General features: G+C 74.0%; 10 protein-coding genes. 3 read left to right on the plus strand and 7 right to left on the minus strand.

Annotation, left to right across the window (positions count from 1 at the left end; all coding sequences use genetic code 11):
- The first annotated feature begins 38 nt into the window (after positions 1-38).
- Genes OG361_RS14090 through OG361_RS14100 form a run of 3 tightly spaced genes read left to right on the plus strand, consistent with a single transcriptional unit; the run spans position 39 to position 7,317 of the window.
- Positions 39-3,422, plus strand: a complete 3,384-nt coding sequence (locus tag OG361_RS14090; protein WP_405853628.1) for an ABC transporter permease — start codon at positions 39-41, stop codon at positions 3,420-3,422.
- A 44-nt stretch (positions 3,423-3,466) separates the two neighbouring features.
- Positions 3,467-6,349, plus strand: a complete 2,883-nt coding sequence (locus OG361_RS14095; RefSeq protein WP_405862242.1) for an FtsX-like permease family protein — start codon at positions 3,467-3,469, stop codon at positions 6,347-6,349.
- On the plus strand, positions 6,346-7,317 hold the full coding sequence (locus tag OG361_RS14100; RefSeq protein ID WP_405853629.1) for an ABC transporter ATP-binding protein: 972 nt from the start codon (positions 6,346-6,348) through the stop codon (positions 7,315-7,317). The genes OG361_RS14095 and OG361_RS14100 overlap by 4 nt, the downstream gene beginning before the upstream one ends.
- Positions 7,318-7,335: 18 nt before the next feature.
- Here the strand turns inward: OG361_RS14100 and OG361_RS14105 are convergent, their stop codons facing one another.
- The 7 genes from OG361_RS14105 to OG361_RS14135 form a co-directional block, all read right to left on the minus strand.
- Positions 7,336-7,800, minus strand: coding sequence for a GNAT family N-acetyltransferase (locus OG361_RS14105; protein WP_405853630.1), 465 nt, complete (start codon positions 7,798-7,800; stop codon positions 7,336-7,338).
- Positions 7,797-8,474: a hypothetical protein gene (locus OG361_RS14110; RefSeq protein ID WP_384558416.1), complete on the minus strand. Its 678-nt coding sequence runs from the start codon at positions 8,472-8,474 to the stop codon at positions 7,797-7,799. Before OG361_RS14110 ends, OG361_RS14105 begins: the two co-directional genes overlap by 4 nt.
- Entirely contained in the window at positions 8,471-8,896 is a 426-nt protein-coding gene (locus OG361_RS14115; protein WP_384558414.1) for an acyl-CoA thioesterase, read from the minus strand. Before OG361_RS14115 ends, OG361_RS14110 begins: the two co-directional genes overlap by 4 nt.
- Before the next feature lie 5 nt (positions 8,897-8,901).
- The gene (gene ettA, locus OG361_RS14120; RefSeq protein WP_405853631.1) at positions 8,902-10,566 is read right to left on the minus strand and encodes an energy-dependent translational throttle protein EttA; all 1,665 of its coding nucleotides are present in this window, start codon (positions 10,564-10,566) and stop codon (positions 8,902-8,904) included.
- A 438-nt stretch (positions 10,567-11,004) separates the two neighbouring features.
- Complete coding sequence (locus OG361_RS14125) at positions 11,005-12,450, minus strand: LAETG motif-containing sortase-dependent surface protein (protein WP_405853632.1); 1,446 nt, start codon at positions 12,448-12,450, stop codon at positions 11,005-11,007.
- Positions 12,451-12,676: 226 nt separating this feature from the next.
- Positions 12,677-13,135, minus strand: coding sequence for a single-stranded DNA-binding protein (locus OG361_RS14130; protein ID WP_405853633.1), 459 nt, complete (start codon positions 13,133-13,135; stop codon positions 12,677-12,679).
- 289 nt (positions 13,136-13,424) lie between these two features.
- Positions 13,425-15,104 (minus strand): GTPase, encoded by a 1,680-nt coding sequence (locus tag OG361_RS14135; protein ID WP_405862244.1) that lies wholly within the window; start codon positions 15,102-15,104, stop codon positions 13,425-13,427.
- Positions 15,105-15,146 lie beyond the last annotated feature (42 nt).

The following is a 15,146-nucleotide window of genomic DNA, read 5'->3' on the forward strand; positions in this document are numbered from 1 at the left end:
GCGCGCGCACGGGGTGTTTCAGGGTTCCAGGGGGATGGGTGACGGGGTTCATATTCCTGCGTGTCAGGGCTCACCGGCTGCTGTTGGCCGCGGCGCTGCTCGCCGTGCTGCTGACCACCACCGTGCTGGCCACGCTCGCCGCCTTCTCCTCCACCATCGGGGACGCGGCGCTCCAGGCCGGGCTCCAGGGACGGTCCGCGCCCGCCGCGTCGCTGCTCGTGACCGGGCAGGTGGACGCCGCGAAGCGGGCGAGTGCCGAGGAGGCCGTGCGGGAGGGGGCTCGGAAGACCTTCGACGGGCTGCCGGTGACCGTACGGCGCCTCGAACGCTCCGGGCCGTACGCACTGCCCCGCGCCCTTCAGCCGCCCGCCGCCCGCAAGGGCGATCCGGACCTCGCCCGCTTCGCCGCCCTCGACCGCTCGCGGCTGTCGCTCGTCCGGGGCGCCTGGCCCTCGGCCGCCCGCACCGGCGGCGTCGTCGAGTCGGCGATCCCCGAGGAGGCCGCCCGGCGCCTCCGGGTCGCGCCCGGGGCCGTACTCGCCCTCGACGACCGGCTCACGGAGGGCAAGGTGGTGAAGACCCGGATCACCGGCGTCTACCGGCCCGTCGACACCGCCGACCTGTACTGGCAGCTCGACCCGGCCGGCGGCCGCGGCGTGCGGACGGTCGCGTTCACGACGTACGGACCGCTCCTCGTCGACCCGGCCGTCCCCGCCTCCGGAGCGCTCAGCGCCGGGGACACGCGCTGGCTCGGCACCGCCGACTTCAGCGGCCTCACGACCGACGGGATGGACGCCCTGCGCGTCTCGGCGACCGAGGTGCCGAAGGAACTGGCCGCCGCCACCGAGCCGTTCGGGACGACGATCGCCGCGGCCACCGCGCTCCCGACCGTCCTGGAGCAGACCCAGCGGGCACTCGTCGTCTCCCGCTCGACCCTCCTGATCGTGGCCGTGCAGCTGGTGCTGCTCGCCGCGTACGCGCTGCTGCTCGTGGCCCGGCTGCTCAGCACCGAACGCTCCGGGGAGACGGCGCTGCTGCGGGCCCGCGGCGGTTCGCGGCGCCGGATCACCGGGCTCGCCGCCGTCGAGGCGCTGCTGCTCGCGCTGCCCGCGGCGATCGCCGCCCCGCTCCTGACCGGTCCGCTGACCCGGCTCTTCACCGAGCGGTCCGCGCTCTCCTCGCTCGGGGTGCGGCTCGACACGACGCCGTCCCTCCAGGTCTGGCTGGCCGCCGCCGCGGTGGCGCTGTGCTGCGCGGCGGCCGTCGTCGCTCCCGCGCTCGCCGCAGGGGACGGAGCCGCCGTCTCCCTGCGCAAGACCCGCTCGGGCACCCTGCCCGCTCCCGTACGGGCGGGGGCGGACATCGGACTGCTCGCCATCGCCGCCGTCGCCTACTGGCAGTTGCAGCGGCCCGCCGCCACCGGCGCGACCCTCGGGTCGGGCGAGGACGGCGGGGGCTCCGTGGACCCGGTGCTCGTCGCCGCGCCCGCCCTCGCCCTGCTCGCCGGAACCGTCCTGACCCTGCGTCTCCTGCCGCCCGCCGCCAAGCTCGCCGAGCGGCGCGCGGCGAGCGGGCGCGGTCTCTCCGCCGCCCTCGCCGGCTGGCAGTTCAGCCGGCGGCCGCTGCGCGGCGCGGGCCCCGTCCTCCTCCTCGTCCTCGCCGTGGCGATGGGCATGCTGGCCATCGCGCAGAGCAACTCCTGGGATCGTTCGCAGCGGGACCAGGCCGACTTCCGAGCCGGTGCGGATGTCCGCGTCCTCGCCGCCGGTCCCGGCGAGCCGACGCAGACCGAGCAGCTGGCCGCCGTACCCGGTGTCACGGCCGTGGCCCCGGTGCACCGCGCCTCGACGGACGTCGCCGGGAAGAACGCGACCGTCCTGGCCGTCGACACCCGCGCGGCCGCGGGCGGGCTGCTGCTCCGCCCCGACCTCGCCGGCACCTCCTCCGCCGCCTCCGTCCTCGCCCCGCTCGCCCCCGAGGCCGCGACCCGCCCCGGGCTCCCCCTGCCCGCCGGCTCCCGGACGCTCGGCATCGACCTGCGCACCGTCGCGGCGGCCCGCACCTCCGAGGCCCGGGTCACGGTCGTCCTGGAGGACCCGAACGGCATCCCGTACCGGCAGGTCCTGGGCCCGCTGCCCTCCGACGGCCGCACGCACCGGCTGACCCTCGACCTCGGCGCCCTGACCGGCGGGCCCGGCGCCACGGGTGACGCGGGCACCGCGGGCAGCAAGGGCTCCGGCGGGCTGCTCACCCTCACCGGCCTGGAGCTGATCGGCGAGGTCGACGACGGCGAGAAGCACCCGCTGACCCTGCACGTCGAGCGCTTCACCACCGTCGGGCCGGACGGCGCCGAGCGGACGCACGCGCCGGGACGGATCCTCGCCGCCTGGGCCTACGCCGCCGAGCAGACCCTGGACGGCGAACCTCGGCTCACCGTCCCCGCGACCGGCCGTGCCGGCTCCGCGGGACCCGGCGGCCGCCCCGCGCCGTACTCCGTCGCGTACACGATCAGCGGCAAGGCCCTGGGGGCCAGGTTCTTCGTGACCGAGGAGTACACCGTCCGGCTGACCGCCCCCGGGCCGAAGGCGCCCACCCGGCTGCCGGCCGTGGTCACCGAGACCTATCTGGCGGCGACCGGCGCCAAGCCCGGGGACCAGCTCGAGATCACCCTCGGCGGCAAGCCGGTCGGCATCACCGTCGCGCGGGTGGTCAAGGAGCTGCCGACCACCGGCCCGGGCGCCCAGGGGGCCTCCGCCACCACGCCCGTCGCCACCCCTGAGGACGGCGGCTCGATCCTCGTCGACCTGGCCTCGGTCAACCGCTATCTGGCGACCGACGAGACCGCGAGCGTGACCGCGAGCGAGTGGTGGCTGACCGTCGCGCCCGGCCGGTCCGACGAGGTCGCCGCGGCCCTGCGGGCCCGCCCGAGCGCGGACCCCGAACAGATCCTCGTACGCGACGAGACCGCCGCCGACCTGCTCGGCGACCCGCTCGGCGCCGGACCCAACGCCGCCCTGATGGCGGTGGCGGCGGCCGCCGCCGCGCTCGCCGCGGTCGGCTTCGCCGTCGGCTCGGCCGGCTCGATGCGGGAACGGTCCGCCGAGTTCGGGGTGTTGCGGGCGCTCGGCACCCCGCAGCGCCGCCTCGCCCGGCTGATCGCCGCCGAGCAGGGCGTGCTCATCGCCGTCGGCCTGCTCGTCGGCATCGGGCTCGGTGCGGTCCTGGCCCGGGCCGTCGTCCCCCTCGTCGTCCTCACCGGCCAGGCCACCCGGCCCGTGCCCCCGGTCCTGGTGGAACTGCCCCTCGGCCAGGTGGCGCTGCTCATCACCGGTGTCGCCGCGCTGCCGCTGGCGATCGTCGCGGCGATCGCGGTGCGCCGCACCGACCCGGCCGTGACCCTGCGCCACCAGGGGGACAACTGATGACCGCCGCACACAGGGAGAACGAGAACAGGGAGACCAGCGCCATGCCCCGGTCCGACAGCCCCGACCGGTCCGAGAAGCCCGCTCGGTCCGCCAAGCCCGCCCGCGCCGTGGCGCCCTGGGTGCGGACCCGGCTGCGGACCGCGCCCTGGGCCGCCGGCTCCCTGGCTCTTCTCGTCCTGGTCACCGTCTACCTCGCCGCCGCGCTCCCGCGCGCCGTCGACGCGTACGAGACGGAGGGGCTGCGGCACGGGATCGAGGCCGCCGCACCCCGCAACAGCGTCCTCGAACTGACCCAGCCGGGCGGCCTGGGAGGCTCGCTCGCCAAGCGCGAGGCGGCCCTGGCACCCGCCGTCCTCCTGAGCAAACGGGACACGCTGCGCTCCCTTTTCCCCGAGCCGCTGCGGACCGACCCGAAGCAGACCGTCCACGGCGTCCGTACGGTCAAGCGGGTCGACGGGCTCGACAGGTGGCTTCCCCGGCCCGACGGCCTGAACCCCGAGCTCGTGCTCTCCTCCCCGTCCGACCTGGCCGCCCACGCGACGGTACGGAAGGGCAGAATGCCCGCCGGATCGGCGCGCGCCCCGGAGGCCGTGGTCACCGCGGCGACCGCGAAGGCGCTCGGCCTCAAGCCCGGTTCGGTCGTGCACGTGCCCGGCGTGGTGAACGCGGAGCCCGTCGCCGTGACGGTCACCGGCATCGTGGAGCCGCGCGGCACCGAGTCCGCGTACTGGGCGGTGGAGCCGCTGCTGCACACCCCGGCGTTCACCCCGATCGTCGGCGACGAGGTGAAGTACTACTGGCAGGGGGCATTGCTCCTCTCCCCCGCCTCGGCGCCCGTGGCGCTCTCCACCACCGGTGAGCCGGAGGCCTACTGGCGGTACATGCCCACGGCGGGTCACCTCACCGCGAGGGACGTCGACCGGCTCGACGCCGCGCTCGGCTCGGCGAGCGCCGGGCCCGACCTGGTCTCGATGCGCCAGGTCATGGGGAACACCGGCGCGCTCACCACCAAGCTCGACGAGATCGTCGACTCCTTCCGCTCGATGCGCGAGGCGATCAACCCCGTCGTGGCCGTCGCCGTCTTCGGGATCGGCGCGGTCGCGGCCGTCGTCCTCGCGATGACCGGCGGCCTCTTCGCCGCCCGCCGGGACAGCGAACTGGCGCTGCTGCGCTCGCGCGGCGCCTCGCTGACCGGCATCGGGCTGCGCCTGCTCGGCGAGACCGCGGCGGTGGCCGTACCGGCCGCCGCGCTCGGCCTGGCCCTGGCGGTGTGGACCGTACGGCCCCCGGAGGTGACGGGCGGTCCCGCCGCCGACGCGGGAGCCGCGGCCGAGGCCGCCACCGGGATCCCCCTCGGCCCCTCCCTCCTCGCCGCCGCCTTCGTCGCGCTCCTCGCGATGCTCGTGCTGCCGCTGCGGGCCGTCGTCCTGCACCGCCGCCCGCGTCTGCACGGCGGCCGCGACGACCTGCTCACCGCCCGGCCCTCCCGGCGCCGCACGGTCGCCGAACTCACCCTGCTCGTCCTCGCCGTCGGCGCCGTCGCCTCGCTGCGGCTGCGCGGCACCGGCGACTCCGGGGACCACCTGGTGAGCGCCGCCCCGGTGCTCGTCGGCGTGATCGCCGCGCTCGTCCTCGTACGGATCTATCCGCTGCCGCTGCGGTGGCTGGCCCGGCCCGCCCGCCGGCTGCGCGGGGCGGTCGGCCCGCTGGCCCTGGCCCGGGCCGGACGCTCGTCCTCGACGGGCGCCCTGCCGCTCCTCGCGCTGGTCCTCGCGCTGACCACGGCCGCCTTCGGCGGCTCGGTCCTCGCCGGGGTCGCCGACGCCCGCGACCGGGCCGCGCTCCTCGCGACCGGCGCGGACGCCCGCGTCGACGGCTCGGTCGAGTGGACACCGCTGCCGCCCGGGCTCACCGAGGCGGTACGCGACACGGCGGGGGTACGGGACCTGGCCCCGGTCCAGGTCGAGTACGGAGTGGCGATGCCGTCCTTCCAGGGCACCGCCGCCCAGCCGATGAGCGCGCCGCTCGTCGGCGTCGAGCCCGGCTCGTACACCCGCCTCGCGGACCGGACCGGCTTCGGCCCGTTCCCGGCCAAGCTGCTCGCGTCGACCGGGAGGGGCGGCAAGGACGCCGTCGCGGACACCGAGCGGGTGCTGCCCGCGATCGCCTCGCCCTCCGTCGCCGAGCGGCTCGGCAGCGAGCCGCTGGAGATCGTGGCGGCGGCCGGGGTGTTCCGGGTGAAGGTCGTCGCGGTCCGGACGACCACGCCGGCCCTGACCGGCGAGGACTTCCTCGTCGTCAACGCCGCCGACCTGACCCACGCGCAGCCCACCGCGCTGCTCGTCACGGGGAGCTCGGCGGACGGGGCGCTGGACGGGGCGGCCCTGCGCGCCGCCGTGACGGCGAAGTCCGACGACTTCGTCGTGACGCTCCGCACCGAGCTGCGCTCCACCTACGTCGACTCGCCGCTCCAGACGGGCGCCGAGCGGATCTACGCGGCGGCCATCGGCGCGGGCGCCGGCTACGCGGTCCTGGCGGTGCTGCTCTCCCTGATGCAGAGCGCACCGGAGCGGACCACGCTCCTCGCGCGCCTGCGGACGATGGGCCTGACCCGGAAGCAGGGCCGCCGGCTCCTCGGCCTCGAAGCGCTGCCGCAGGCGGTCCTCGCCGCGCTCGGCGGCATGCTGGTCGGCTGGGCGACGGTGCCGCTGCTCGCCCCGGGCATCGACCTCTTCCGGCTCGCGCTCGCGACGGCACCGGGCTTCGCCCCGCTGGACAGCGCCCCGCTGCGGGCGGACCCCTGGTCCCTGGTCCTGCCCGCGCTCGGCGTCGTCGTCCTGACGGGGCTGGCGGCGGCGGGGCAGGCCTGGTGGGCGGGGCGCAGGGGCTCGATCAAGGAACTGAGGGCAGGAGACGCACGATGACGAAGACCGGTACGACCCTCCCCACCGCCCCTTCGGGCACCACCCTGGAGGAGCTGGAGCAGCGGGCGACGGCGCGGCGCGACCGTCCCTCGTACGGGCACGACGCGCTCATCGCCTGCGACCGGCTCGTCCGGATCTTCACCACGGACGGGGTGGAGGTGCAGGCGCTCCAGGGCCTCGATCTCCTGGTGAAGGAGGGCGAGTTGATGGCCCTCGTCGGCGCTTCGGGCTCCGGCAAGTCGACGCTGATGAACATCCTGGCGGGCCTCGACGTGCCGACGGCCGGCTCGGCGAGCGTCGCCGGGTGCGACCTGCTCGCGATGGACGGCAAGGCGCGGCTCCGCTACCGCCGCGAGGTGGTCGGCTTCGTCTGGCAGCAGACCGCCCGCAACCTCCTCCCGTACCTGACGGCCGCCCAGAACGTGGCGCTGCCCATGCAGTTGCGGGGCCGGACGAAGCGGAAGGCCGAGCGGGCGGAGGAGCTCCTCTCGATGCTGGGCATCGCGGACGCCCGCGACCGGCGCCCGCACCAGCTCTCCGGCGGCCAGCAGCAGCGGGTGGCGATCGCGGTCGCCCTCGCCAACAACCCGGCCGTGCTCCTCGCCGACGAGCCGACCGGCGAGCTGGACTCGGCCACCGGCGAGCAGGTCTTCGCGGCCTTCCGCCGCGCCAACGAGGAGCTGGGCACGACGATCGTGATCGTCACCCACGACCAGGCGGTCGCCTCCGAGGTGCGCCGCACGGTCGCGATCCGCGACGGCCGCACCTCCTCGGAGGTCCTGCGCCGCACCGAGGTCGACGAGCAGGGTCAGGAGTCGCTGGTGGCGCGGGAGTACGCGATGCTCGACCGCGCGGGCCGGCTCCAGCTCCCCTCGGAGTACACGCAGGCGCTCGGGATGGAGCACCGGGTGGCGCTTGAGCTGGAGCAGGACCACATCGGGGTGTGGCCGGACGACGCGGAGCGCTGACGCCGCCCAGGCGCCTCCTCAGGGGGTGTCGTCCGCCGGGTCGCCGTTCAGGGCCATGAGTCCGGCGGCCGTGGGCCGGAAGCCGCACCGCTCGTGGAAGGCGGTGAGGTGGGGCTCGTAGTCCACGTGCAGCCAGTGCGCGCCGCGCTCGCGGGCGGCGTCGGCGGCGGCCCGTACGAGGGCGGTGCCGAGGCCGGCCCGGCGCTCGTCCGGGTGGACGGTGGTGTCGAGGAGGAAGGCGTGCACGCCGCCGTCCCCGACGACGTTCACGTACCCGACGAGCCGCCCGGCGCGGCGGGCGGTGACCCGGAGCAGGCTGCGGGCGAGGACGGGGCCGAAGTCGGTGTCCCGGTGCCCGGGCCAGGCGGCGCGGAAGAGGGCGTTGAGCTCGTCCCCGCCGAGGACCCCGTCGACCTGAAGATCGAGGATGCCCTGGCCGTCCTGCCGGCCCTGGCCGTCCTGCCCGTCCTGGACCGGGGTCATCCCGGGGTGACGGAGAGGGAGATCGGCACGGTACGGAGGGCGATCGAGCCGTACGGGGTACGCAGCCGGAGCCACGGCCCGGAGGCGAAGAGCGCGACCGGCGTCTGCTCGGGCACGGAGTCCGGCACGGGCGGCAGGAAGCCCAGCGACTGCGCGGCGTGCACGGCACGCAGCGGGAGCCCGGTGGCGCCGAGGGCCCGGGACCAGATGTCGCGGCCGATGCGGTCGCGCTCGGCCCTGGTCCGCCGCTCCTCGGGCAGCTCCTCGTCCCGCGCCCGGAACTCGGCGACGGCCGCGGCGACGGCGCCCCGCATCTCGGCGGCGGACGGCAGCCCGGCGACCGGAGCCCAGCCGGTGCGGGGCGGCAGCACACCCGTCCAGGGCGGGCCGGTGACGGAGTCCGGGACGACCGCCTTGCCGGCCGACTCCTCGATGCCTTCGAGGAGTTCGCCGGCGGAGACGGTGACGTCCAGGTCCACGGCGTCGACGAGCCGGGCCGTACGGATCGCGAGCACCTCGAAGGACGGCGGCCGCCCGAAGACGGCCAGCGCCCCGCCGCCCGCCTGGAGGCGGACGGCCGCGGCCCGGTCGTAGTGGACCAGCCGGCCCAGGAAGGCGGCGAGGGCCGCCGCCTCCCGGGCGTCGTCGAAGTGCAGCGGGGCGAGCACGGTCATGCGGCGGACGTCATCCCGTCGTCGACGTACTCCTGGAGGAACTCGCGCTCCTCGGAGGTGATCCGGCGCGGTCGCTGAGCCTCCATGTCGAAGGGGACGACGACCGTGGACGCCCGTACGTACACGACGTCCGGGTCCTTGATCTCGTAGGCGATCGTCAGGGACGCCGCGCCTATCTTCGTCACCCAGGACTCGATGGTCACCGGCTCGTGCCGGTGGACCAGCGGCCGCCTGTAGTCGATCTCGTGCCGGGCCACGACGGACCCGCCCGAGAACGAGGGGGAACCGTCCCCCGGCGCCAGCCGGAACATGAAGTCGATCCGCGCCTCTTCCAGGTACCGCAGGAAGACGACGTTGTTGACGTGCCCGAAGGCGTCCATGTCCGACCAGCGAAGGGGACAGCTGTAGATGTGCCTGGTCACTGACCTCAGCCTCGGGTCAGCTTCTTGTAGGTGGCGCGGTGCGGACGGGCGGCGTCCGGGCCCAGACGCTCGATCTTGTTCTTCTCGTACGACTCGAAGTTGCCCTCGAACCAGTACCACTTCGACTCACCCTCGTACGCGAGGATGTGCGTGGCCACTCGGTCCAGGAACCAGCGGTCGTGGGAGATGACCACGGCCGCACCGGGGAACTCGAGGAGCGCGTTCTCGAGCGAGGACAGGGTCTCGACGTCGAGGTCGTTGGTGGGCTCGTCGAGGAGCAGCAGGTTGCCGCCCTCCTTGAGCGTGAGCGCCAGGTTCAGGCGGTTGCGCTCACCACCGGAGAGGACACCGGCGGGCTTCTGCTGGTCCGGGCCCTTGAAGCCGAAGGCGCTGACGTAGGCGCGCGACGGCATCTCGACGTGGCCGACGTTGATGTAGTCCAGCTCGTCCGACACGACGGCCCAGAGGGTCTTCTTGGGGTCGATGTTGGAACGGGTCTGGTCGACGTAGCTGATCTTGACGGTCTCGCCGATCTTGACCGTGCCCGAGTCCGGGGCCTCAAGACCCTGGATCATCTTGAACAGCGTGGTCTTGCCGGCGCCGTTCGGGCCGATGATGCCGACGATGCCGTTACGGGGCAGGGTGAAGGACAGGTCGTCGACGAGGACCTTGTCGCCGAACGCCTTGGAGAGGTTGTTGACCTCGACGACGATGGAGCCCAGACGCGGGCCCGGCGGGATCTGGATCTCCTCGAAGTCCAGCTTCCGCATCTTGTCGGCCTCGGCCGCCATCTCCTCGTAGCGGGCGAGGCGCGCCTTGGACTTGGTCTGCCGGCCCTTGGCGTTGGAGCGGACCCACTCCAGTTCTTCCTTGAGGCGCTTGGCGCGCTTCTCGTCCTTGCGGCCCTCCACCTTGAGACGGGTGGCCTTCTTCTCCAGGTACGTGGAGTAGTTGCCCTCGTAGGGGATCGCGCGGCCGCGGTCGAGCTCGAGGATCCACTCGGCGACGTTGTTCAGGAAGTACCGGTCGTGCGTGACGGCGACGACGGCGCCCGCGTACTTCGAGAGGTGCTGCTCCAGCCAGTTCACCGACTCGGCGTCGAGGTGGTTGGTGGGCTCGTCGAGGAGGAGCAGGTCCGGGGCCTCGATCAGCAGCTTGCAGAGCGCCACGCGGCGCTTCTCGCCACCGGAGAGGTTGGTGACCGGCCAGTCGCCGGGCGGGCAGCCCAGCGCGTCCATGGCCTGCTCCAGCTGCGCGTCGAGGTCCCAGGCGTTGGCGTGGTCCAGGTCCTCCTGGAGCTTGCCCATCTCGTCCATCAGCGCGTCCGAGTAGTCGGTCGCCATGAGCTCGGCGACCTCGTTGAAGCGCTTGAGCTTCCCCATGATCTCGGCGGCGCCGTCCTGGACGTTCTCCAGAACCGTCTTGGCCTCGTCCAGCTTCGGCTCCTGCATGAGGATGCCGACGCTGAAGCCCGGAGACAGGAACGCGTCACCGTTGGACGGCTGCTCCAGGCCCGCCATGATCTTCAGAACGGTGGACTTACCGGCACCGTTCGGGCCGACCACACCGATCTTCGCACCCGGCAGGAAGCTCAGCGTCACGTCATCGAGGATGACCTTGTCGCCGTGCGCCTTGCGCGTCTTGCGCATCGTGTAGATGTACTCAGCCAAGAGAAACCGTCCGGCAAGGAGTGAGTGGGCAGATACACCCCATCTTGCCTGACCGCCACCCCCGGGGGCGAACCAGTAGACGAGGGACCCCCTGACCTGCGGGTTCCCGGGTCCCTCTGTAGACGGCCCGTCACCGTTGGTCGCCACCGGTCACCCTGAGCCCCCTCGCACGGCCCACAGGCGGCCCGAAAGTGATGTCTACGCGGACATCGGGGAGAGGCCTCGGAGGCCCCGGAGGGCTCGGAGGCCGTCGAGAGAGGGCCCCCGGACGGCTCGGGAGCGGCCTGGGAAAGGGCCCCGGACGTGCGACGGCCCCGGGCGCGGTTGCGGGCCGGGGCCGTGCGGGGGTCACGGGGTGAGCGGTGTGTGCCGTGGATCACTCCGTGGGGTCAGGCATCGCTCCGGTGCCGGCGCGGGGCCGGCACCGGAGCGTCGCCGTCAGTGACCGGCGGTCTTCTTCTTGCGGAGGAAGAACACCGCGCCGCCACCGACCACGACGAGCGCGGCGGCGATGCCGGCGATCATCGGGGTGGCGTTGGAGCTGCCGGTCTCGGCGAGGTCGCCGCCACCGGTCGTGCCGCCCGTGGTGTCACCGGTGGTGCCGGTGGAGGTCGACGGAGAGGTCGACGGGGTGGGCTCGGTCGACGGGGTCTCCGAAGGCTCCGTGGTGGGGGTCTCCGAGGGCTGCGGGCCGGGGGTGGCCGTCTTGCAGTCCAGGACGCCCTCGAAGGTCTCCTCGAAGCCGTTCGGGCCGGTGATCGTGAACTTGTACGCCTCGTCCTCGGCGAGCGGGACCGTCACGGTCTTCGTCTCACCGGCGGCGATCGTGTACGAGGTGCCCTTCAGGTCGAAGGTCCAGGCCTCGTCGCCCTTGTTGGAGGCGATGATCTCCAGGCCGCCCTTGGCGCAGTCCTTGGCGACCGTGACGGCCGGGACGGCGCCCGTCTTCGCCCAGGTCGCGGAGGCCTTGGCGGTGACGGTGGAGTCGCTGGAGCCGGCCAGGATCAGGGTCTGCGAGGGGCCGTCGATGGAGACGAAGGCGCGGCCCAGCGGAACCTTGGTGGTGGCCTCGGCGGTCAGCTCGGCGGAACCGTCGGCGGTGCCGGCGGGGACGTCGAAGAAGACCTCGTCGCCGTTCTTCGCCTCGGTGACGGGCTTGCCGTCCTTGTCGACGACCTGGACGCCCGCCGGGGCGCCCGCGGCGGCCGCGACCTTGGCGATCTCGGAGTTCGTGGAGACGGTGATCGGACCGAGGCGCTCACCGGCCTTGCCCGCGACGGAGGAGGGCGAGAGCGTCAGGGAGGCCTTGGGCTCCTCGAGCTTCACGGCCTTCTCGAGGAGGTAGTCCGTCAGCTTCTTGGCGTCCTCGTCCTTCGGCGTCGCGGTGACGTCGTCGGAGAGGGTCCAGATCGCGGCCTGGGTGCCGGCCGCGGCCTCCTTCTTGGAGAGGTCGACGCCGACCTTGCCGCCGAGGTCCTCGGCGGAGAACTTCGGGTAGGCGTTCTCCAGGATCCAGAGGATCTTGCCCGCGTTCTCGTTGTTGTGCAGGGAGGACTCGCCCCAGCCGACTTCCTTGTAGTCGAAGTCGTGCTTCGCCGGGGTGCGCAGGTCGATGCAGTAGGTGAAGAGAGTGCCCCCGCCCCCGACCTCCATCTTGAAGAGACCACCCTGGACCGGCCACTTGTCGCCGTTCTTCTCGGTGATCTCGACGGCACCGGCGTCGGACGTCATGCCGCCGAGCTTCGCCGTGACACCGCCCGTCCCCGGGGCCGGGTCATCGGCCAGCGCCGGACCGGCGGTCGCTATCGTTCCGACCGCGACGAGGCCGGAGACCAGGGTCGCGGCGGCCAGACGGGCTACACCACGCCCACGAACTGAAAACATTGATTTCCCCTCCGGGGCGAGCCGCTCCGCGAACTTGGTCGATTCGCGTGGGGGGAGCGCCCGCCAGCAGACTCACAGACTCGATGGGCTCACGTGCCACATGAGTACCCGGGAATCCTAGGGATGCGGAACCCCCCGGTGCCCGGCCATACGTTCAGATAACCATTCCGAATCGGAATCGTTATCACCCACGGCGAGTTGGTCGACAAATCGCCATGACACAAGGTCAGGGAACGGTCACCAGACGCGCCGTCGCCTCGGTCCACGGGTCTTGTTCCGGTGCCTGGACGAGGGTCGCGTCCGGTTCCGGCCGCGGCCTCGCCTCCGCCCTCGCCGCGCGCCGGAAGGCCGCCGTACCGCGCGTCAGATCATGGCCCACGGCCACCGCGTCCACGTCCACGAAGGTCTTGCGCTGCCCGTCCCGATCGTCCTCCCGCACCCTCAGCCTGCCGTGCACCACCAGCGGTTCGCCGACGGAGACCGAGGCCGCGAGATTGGCCCCGAGCGACCGCCAGGCCGACACCGTGTAGAAGCTGGTGCTCCCGTCGGACCAGGTGCCGTGCTCCCGGTCCCAGCGGCGGGCCGTCACGGCGAAGCGGAACCTCGCCACCCCTCCCCCGGCCGTCTCGCGGTACTCCACCGCCGTCGCCACATTGCCGACGAGCGTCACGGTCGTGTCGTTCATGGTCCCGCCCCCAACCTCTGCGTCTTCCTTCGGTCGGGACCATGGTGGGGGCGACCGGACCGTCCCCGCCGGGGCCTGTGGACAGCCCCGCGAATGGGGACAACTCCCTCACCCGGAAGGGGGAAGAGCCGGGTGGAGGAGGTGCGGGGGAGAGGCAAGCGGAAGAGCCGGACGGAGGAACCTCGCGGGTACGCGAGGGCGTCGCCACCTCCCCCGCACCGCTGCCCTCGTCTCTACTCCCCCGCACCGCTGCCCTCGTCTCTACTCCCCCGCACCCCTGCCCTCGTCGCTACCTCCCCCGCACCCCCGTCCTCGTCGCCCCCAGCCGCGTCGTACCGGACCGGCTCCCGCCGACCACCCGGGCCGACGGGCGCGTGCCCACCACCGTCGCGTACTGCTCGCGCACCTCCCGGTACCGCATCAGCTCCGCCGCCACCGGGTCGAGCACCCGGGCCCGGCCGCAGGCCGCGGCCGCCTCCCGCAGACGGCGTTCGGCCTCCTGCCCGTACCGCCGGGCCGGGCCCTTCACGGCTCCCTCGCAGGCCCATTCGACGAGCGGCCCGCCGACGATGCCGCCGAGCATCACGAGGACCGGCAGGAGGAGACCGGGCTCCACGACGCCGACGATCTGACCCACCAGCCACAGCGCGCCGAAGAGTTGCAGGAGCGTCATCACGACCTGGGCCAGGACGGCCGCCGGCCACCAGGCGGGCCGGGGCGGCCGGGCCGCCGGGTCGCCCATGGTCACCGTCAGCTCGTCCAGGGCCTCCGGCAGCCCCTCGGCTCCGCGCGCCGCCGCCTCCCGTACCGCCTGCGCCCAGGAGGTCGGGAGCCCGCGCGAGGCCTCGTCGGCGACGATCCGCACCGCCTGTTCGACGCGCTGTCGCGCCGTCAGTTCGTCCTCGGCGGGGGCGGCGAGGCGGGGATCGGTGGAGGAGCCGTGCGCCCGGATCCGCTCGTACCAGCGGTAGAGCCGCAGCCAGGGCGTGCCGCAGGCGCGGATCGCGCCCCGGCTCCAGACCCGCTCGGCGGCCTCGCCCGCGGCCTGGGCGCCGACGGCGACCGCGAGCCGGTCCGCGAAGTCCTCCCGGGCGCGCTCGTCGAGGCCGGCGCGGCCGTCGGCGACGTACGCGGGGCGCAGCCGGTGGGCGGCGGCGTCGATGTCGGCGGCGAGCCGGCGCTCGGGCGCGCTCCGCTCCTGGACCAACCGGCCGATGAGTTCGCGCAGTTCGGGTACGCCCTCGCCGCTCAGCGCGGAGACGGCGAGGACGGTGGCGCCGGGCTCGCCGTGCTCGCCGAGCGCCACCCCGTCCTCGTCGAGGAGGCGGCGCAGGTCGTCGAGGACGAGGTCGGCGGCCTCGGTGCCGAGCCGGTCGATCTGGTTGAGGACGACGAAGGTGACCTCGGCGTGCCCGGCGAGCGGGCGGAGGTAGCGCTCGTGGAGGGCGGCGTCCGCGTACTTCTCGGGGTCGACGACCCAGATGACGGCGTCGACGAGGCCGAGGACCCGGTCGACCTGGTCGCGGTGGGCGGTGACCGCCGAGTCGTGGTCGGGCAGGTCGACGAGGACGAGGCCCTGGAGTTCGGCGTCGGCCGCGCCGCCCGCGAGGGGGCGGCGGCGCAGTCGGCTGGGCACGGCGAGCCGGTCGAGCAGTCCGGCGGCGCCCTCGGACCAGCTGAGCGCGATGGGCGCGGAGGTGGTGGGGCGGCGCAGGCCGGTCTCGGAGACGGGGACGCCCGCGAGGGCGTTGAAGAGCGTGGACTTGCCGCTGCCGGTGGCGCCGGCGAGGGCGATCACGGTGTGCCGGGAGGAGAGCCGCTGGCGGGCGGCGGCCTCGTCGAGGACGCGTCCGGCTTCGGCGAGTGCCTCGCTCTCGACGCGGGTGCGGGAGAGGCCGACGAGCTCGTGGAGGGCGTCGAGGCGGGTACGGAGAGGGCCGCCGTAGTTCCCGCCGAGGGGCGGCAGCATGTCCTCCTCCGGCACTTCTCCCCCGGGGTGTTCGCCCTTGAG

This window comes from Streptomyces sp. NBC_00090 (genome assembly GCF_045160815.1).
Taxonomy (GTDB): Bacteria; Actinomycetota; Actinomycetes; order Streptomycetales; family Streptomycetaceae; genus Streptomyces.

Coding starts and splice junctions, on each gene's coding strand:
- OG361_RS14100 (WP_405853629.1), top strand. CDS start 6,346: ATGACGAAGACCGGTACGACCCTCCCCACCGCCCCTTCGGGCACCACC.
- OG361_RS14135 (WP_405862244.1), bottom strand. CDS start 15,104: ATGCTGCCGCCCCTCGGCGGGAACTACGGCGGCCCTCTCCGTACCCGC.
- OG361_RS14105 (WP_405853630.1), bottom strand. CDS start 7,800: ATGACCCCGGTCCAGGACGGGCAGGACGGCCAGGGCCGGCAGGACGGC.
- OG361_RS14125 (WP_405853632.1), bottom strand. CDS start 12,450: ATGTTTTCAGTTCGTGGGCGTGGTGTAGCCCGTCTGGCCGCCGCGACC.
- OG361_RS14130 (WP_405853633.1), bottom strand. CDS start 13,135: ATGAACGACACGACCGTGACGCTCGTCGGCAATGTGGCGACGGCGGTG.
- OG361_RS14095 (WP_405862242.1), top strand. CDS start 3,467: ATGCCCCGGTCCGACAGCCCCGACCGGTCCGAGAAGCCCGCTCGGTCC.
- OG361_RS14110 (WP_384558416.1), bottom strand. CDS start 8,474: ATGACCGTGCTCGCCCCGCTGCACTTCGACGACGCCCGGGAGGCGGCG.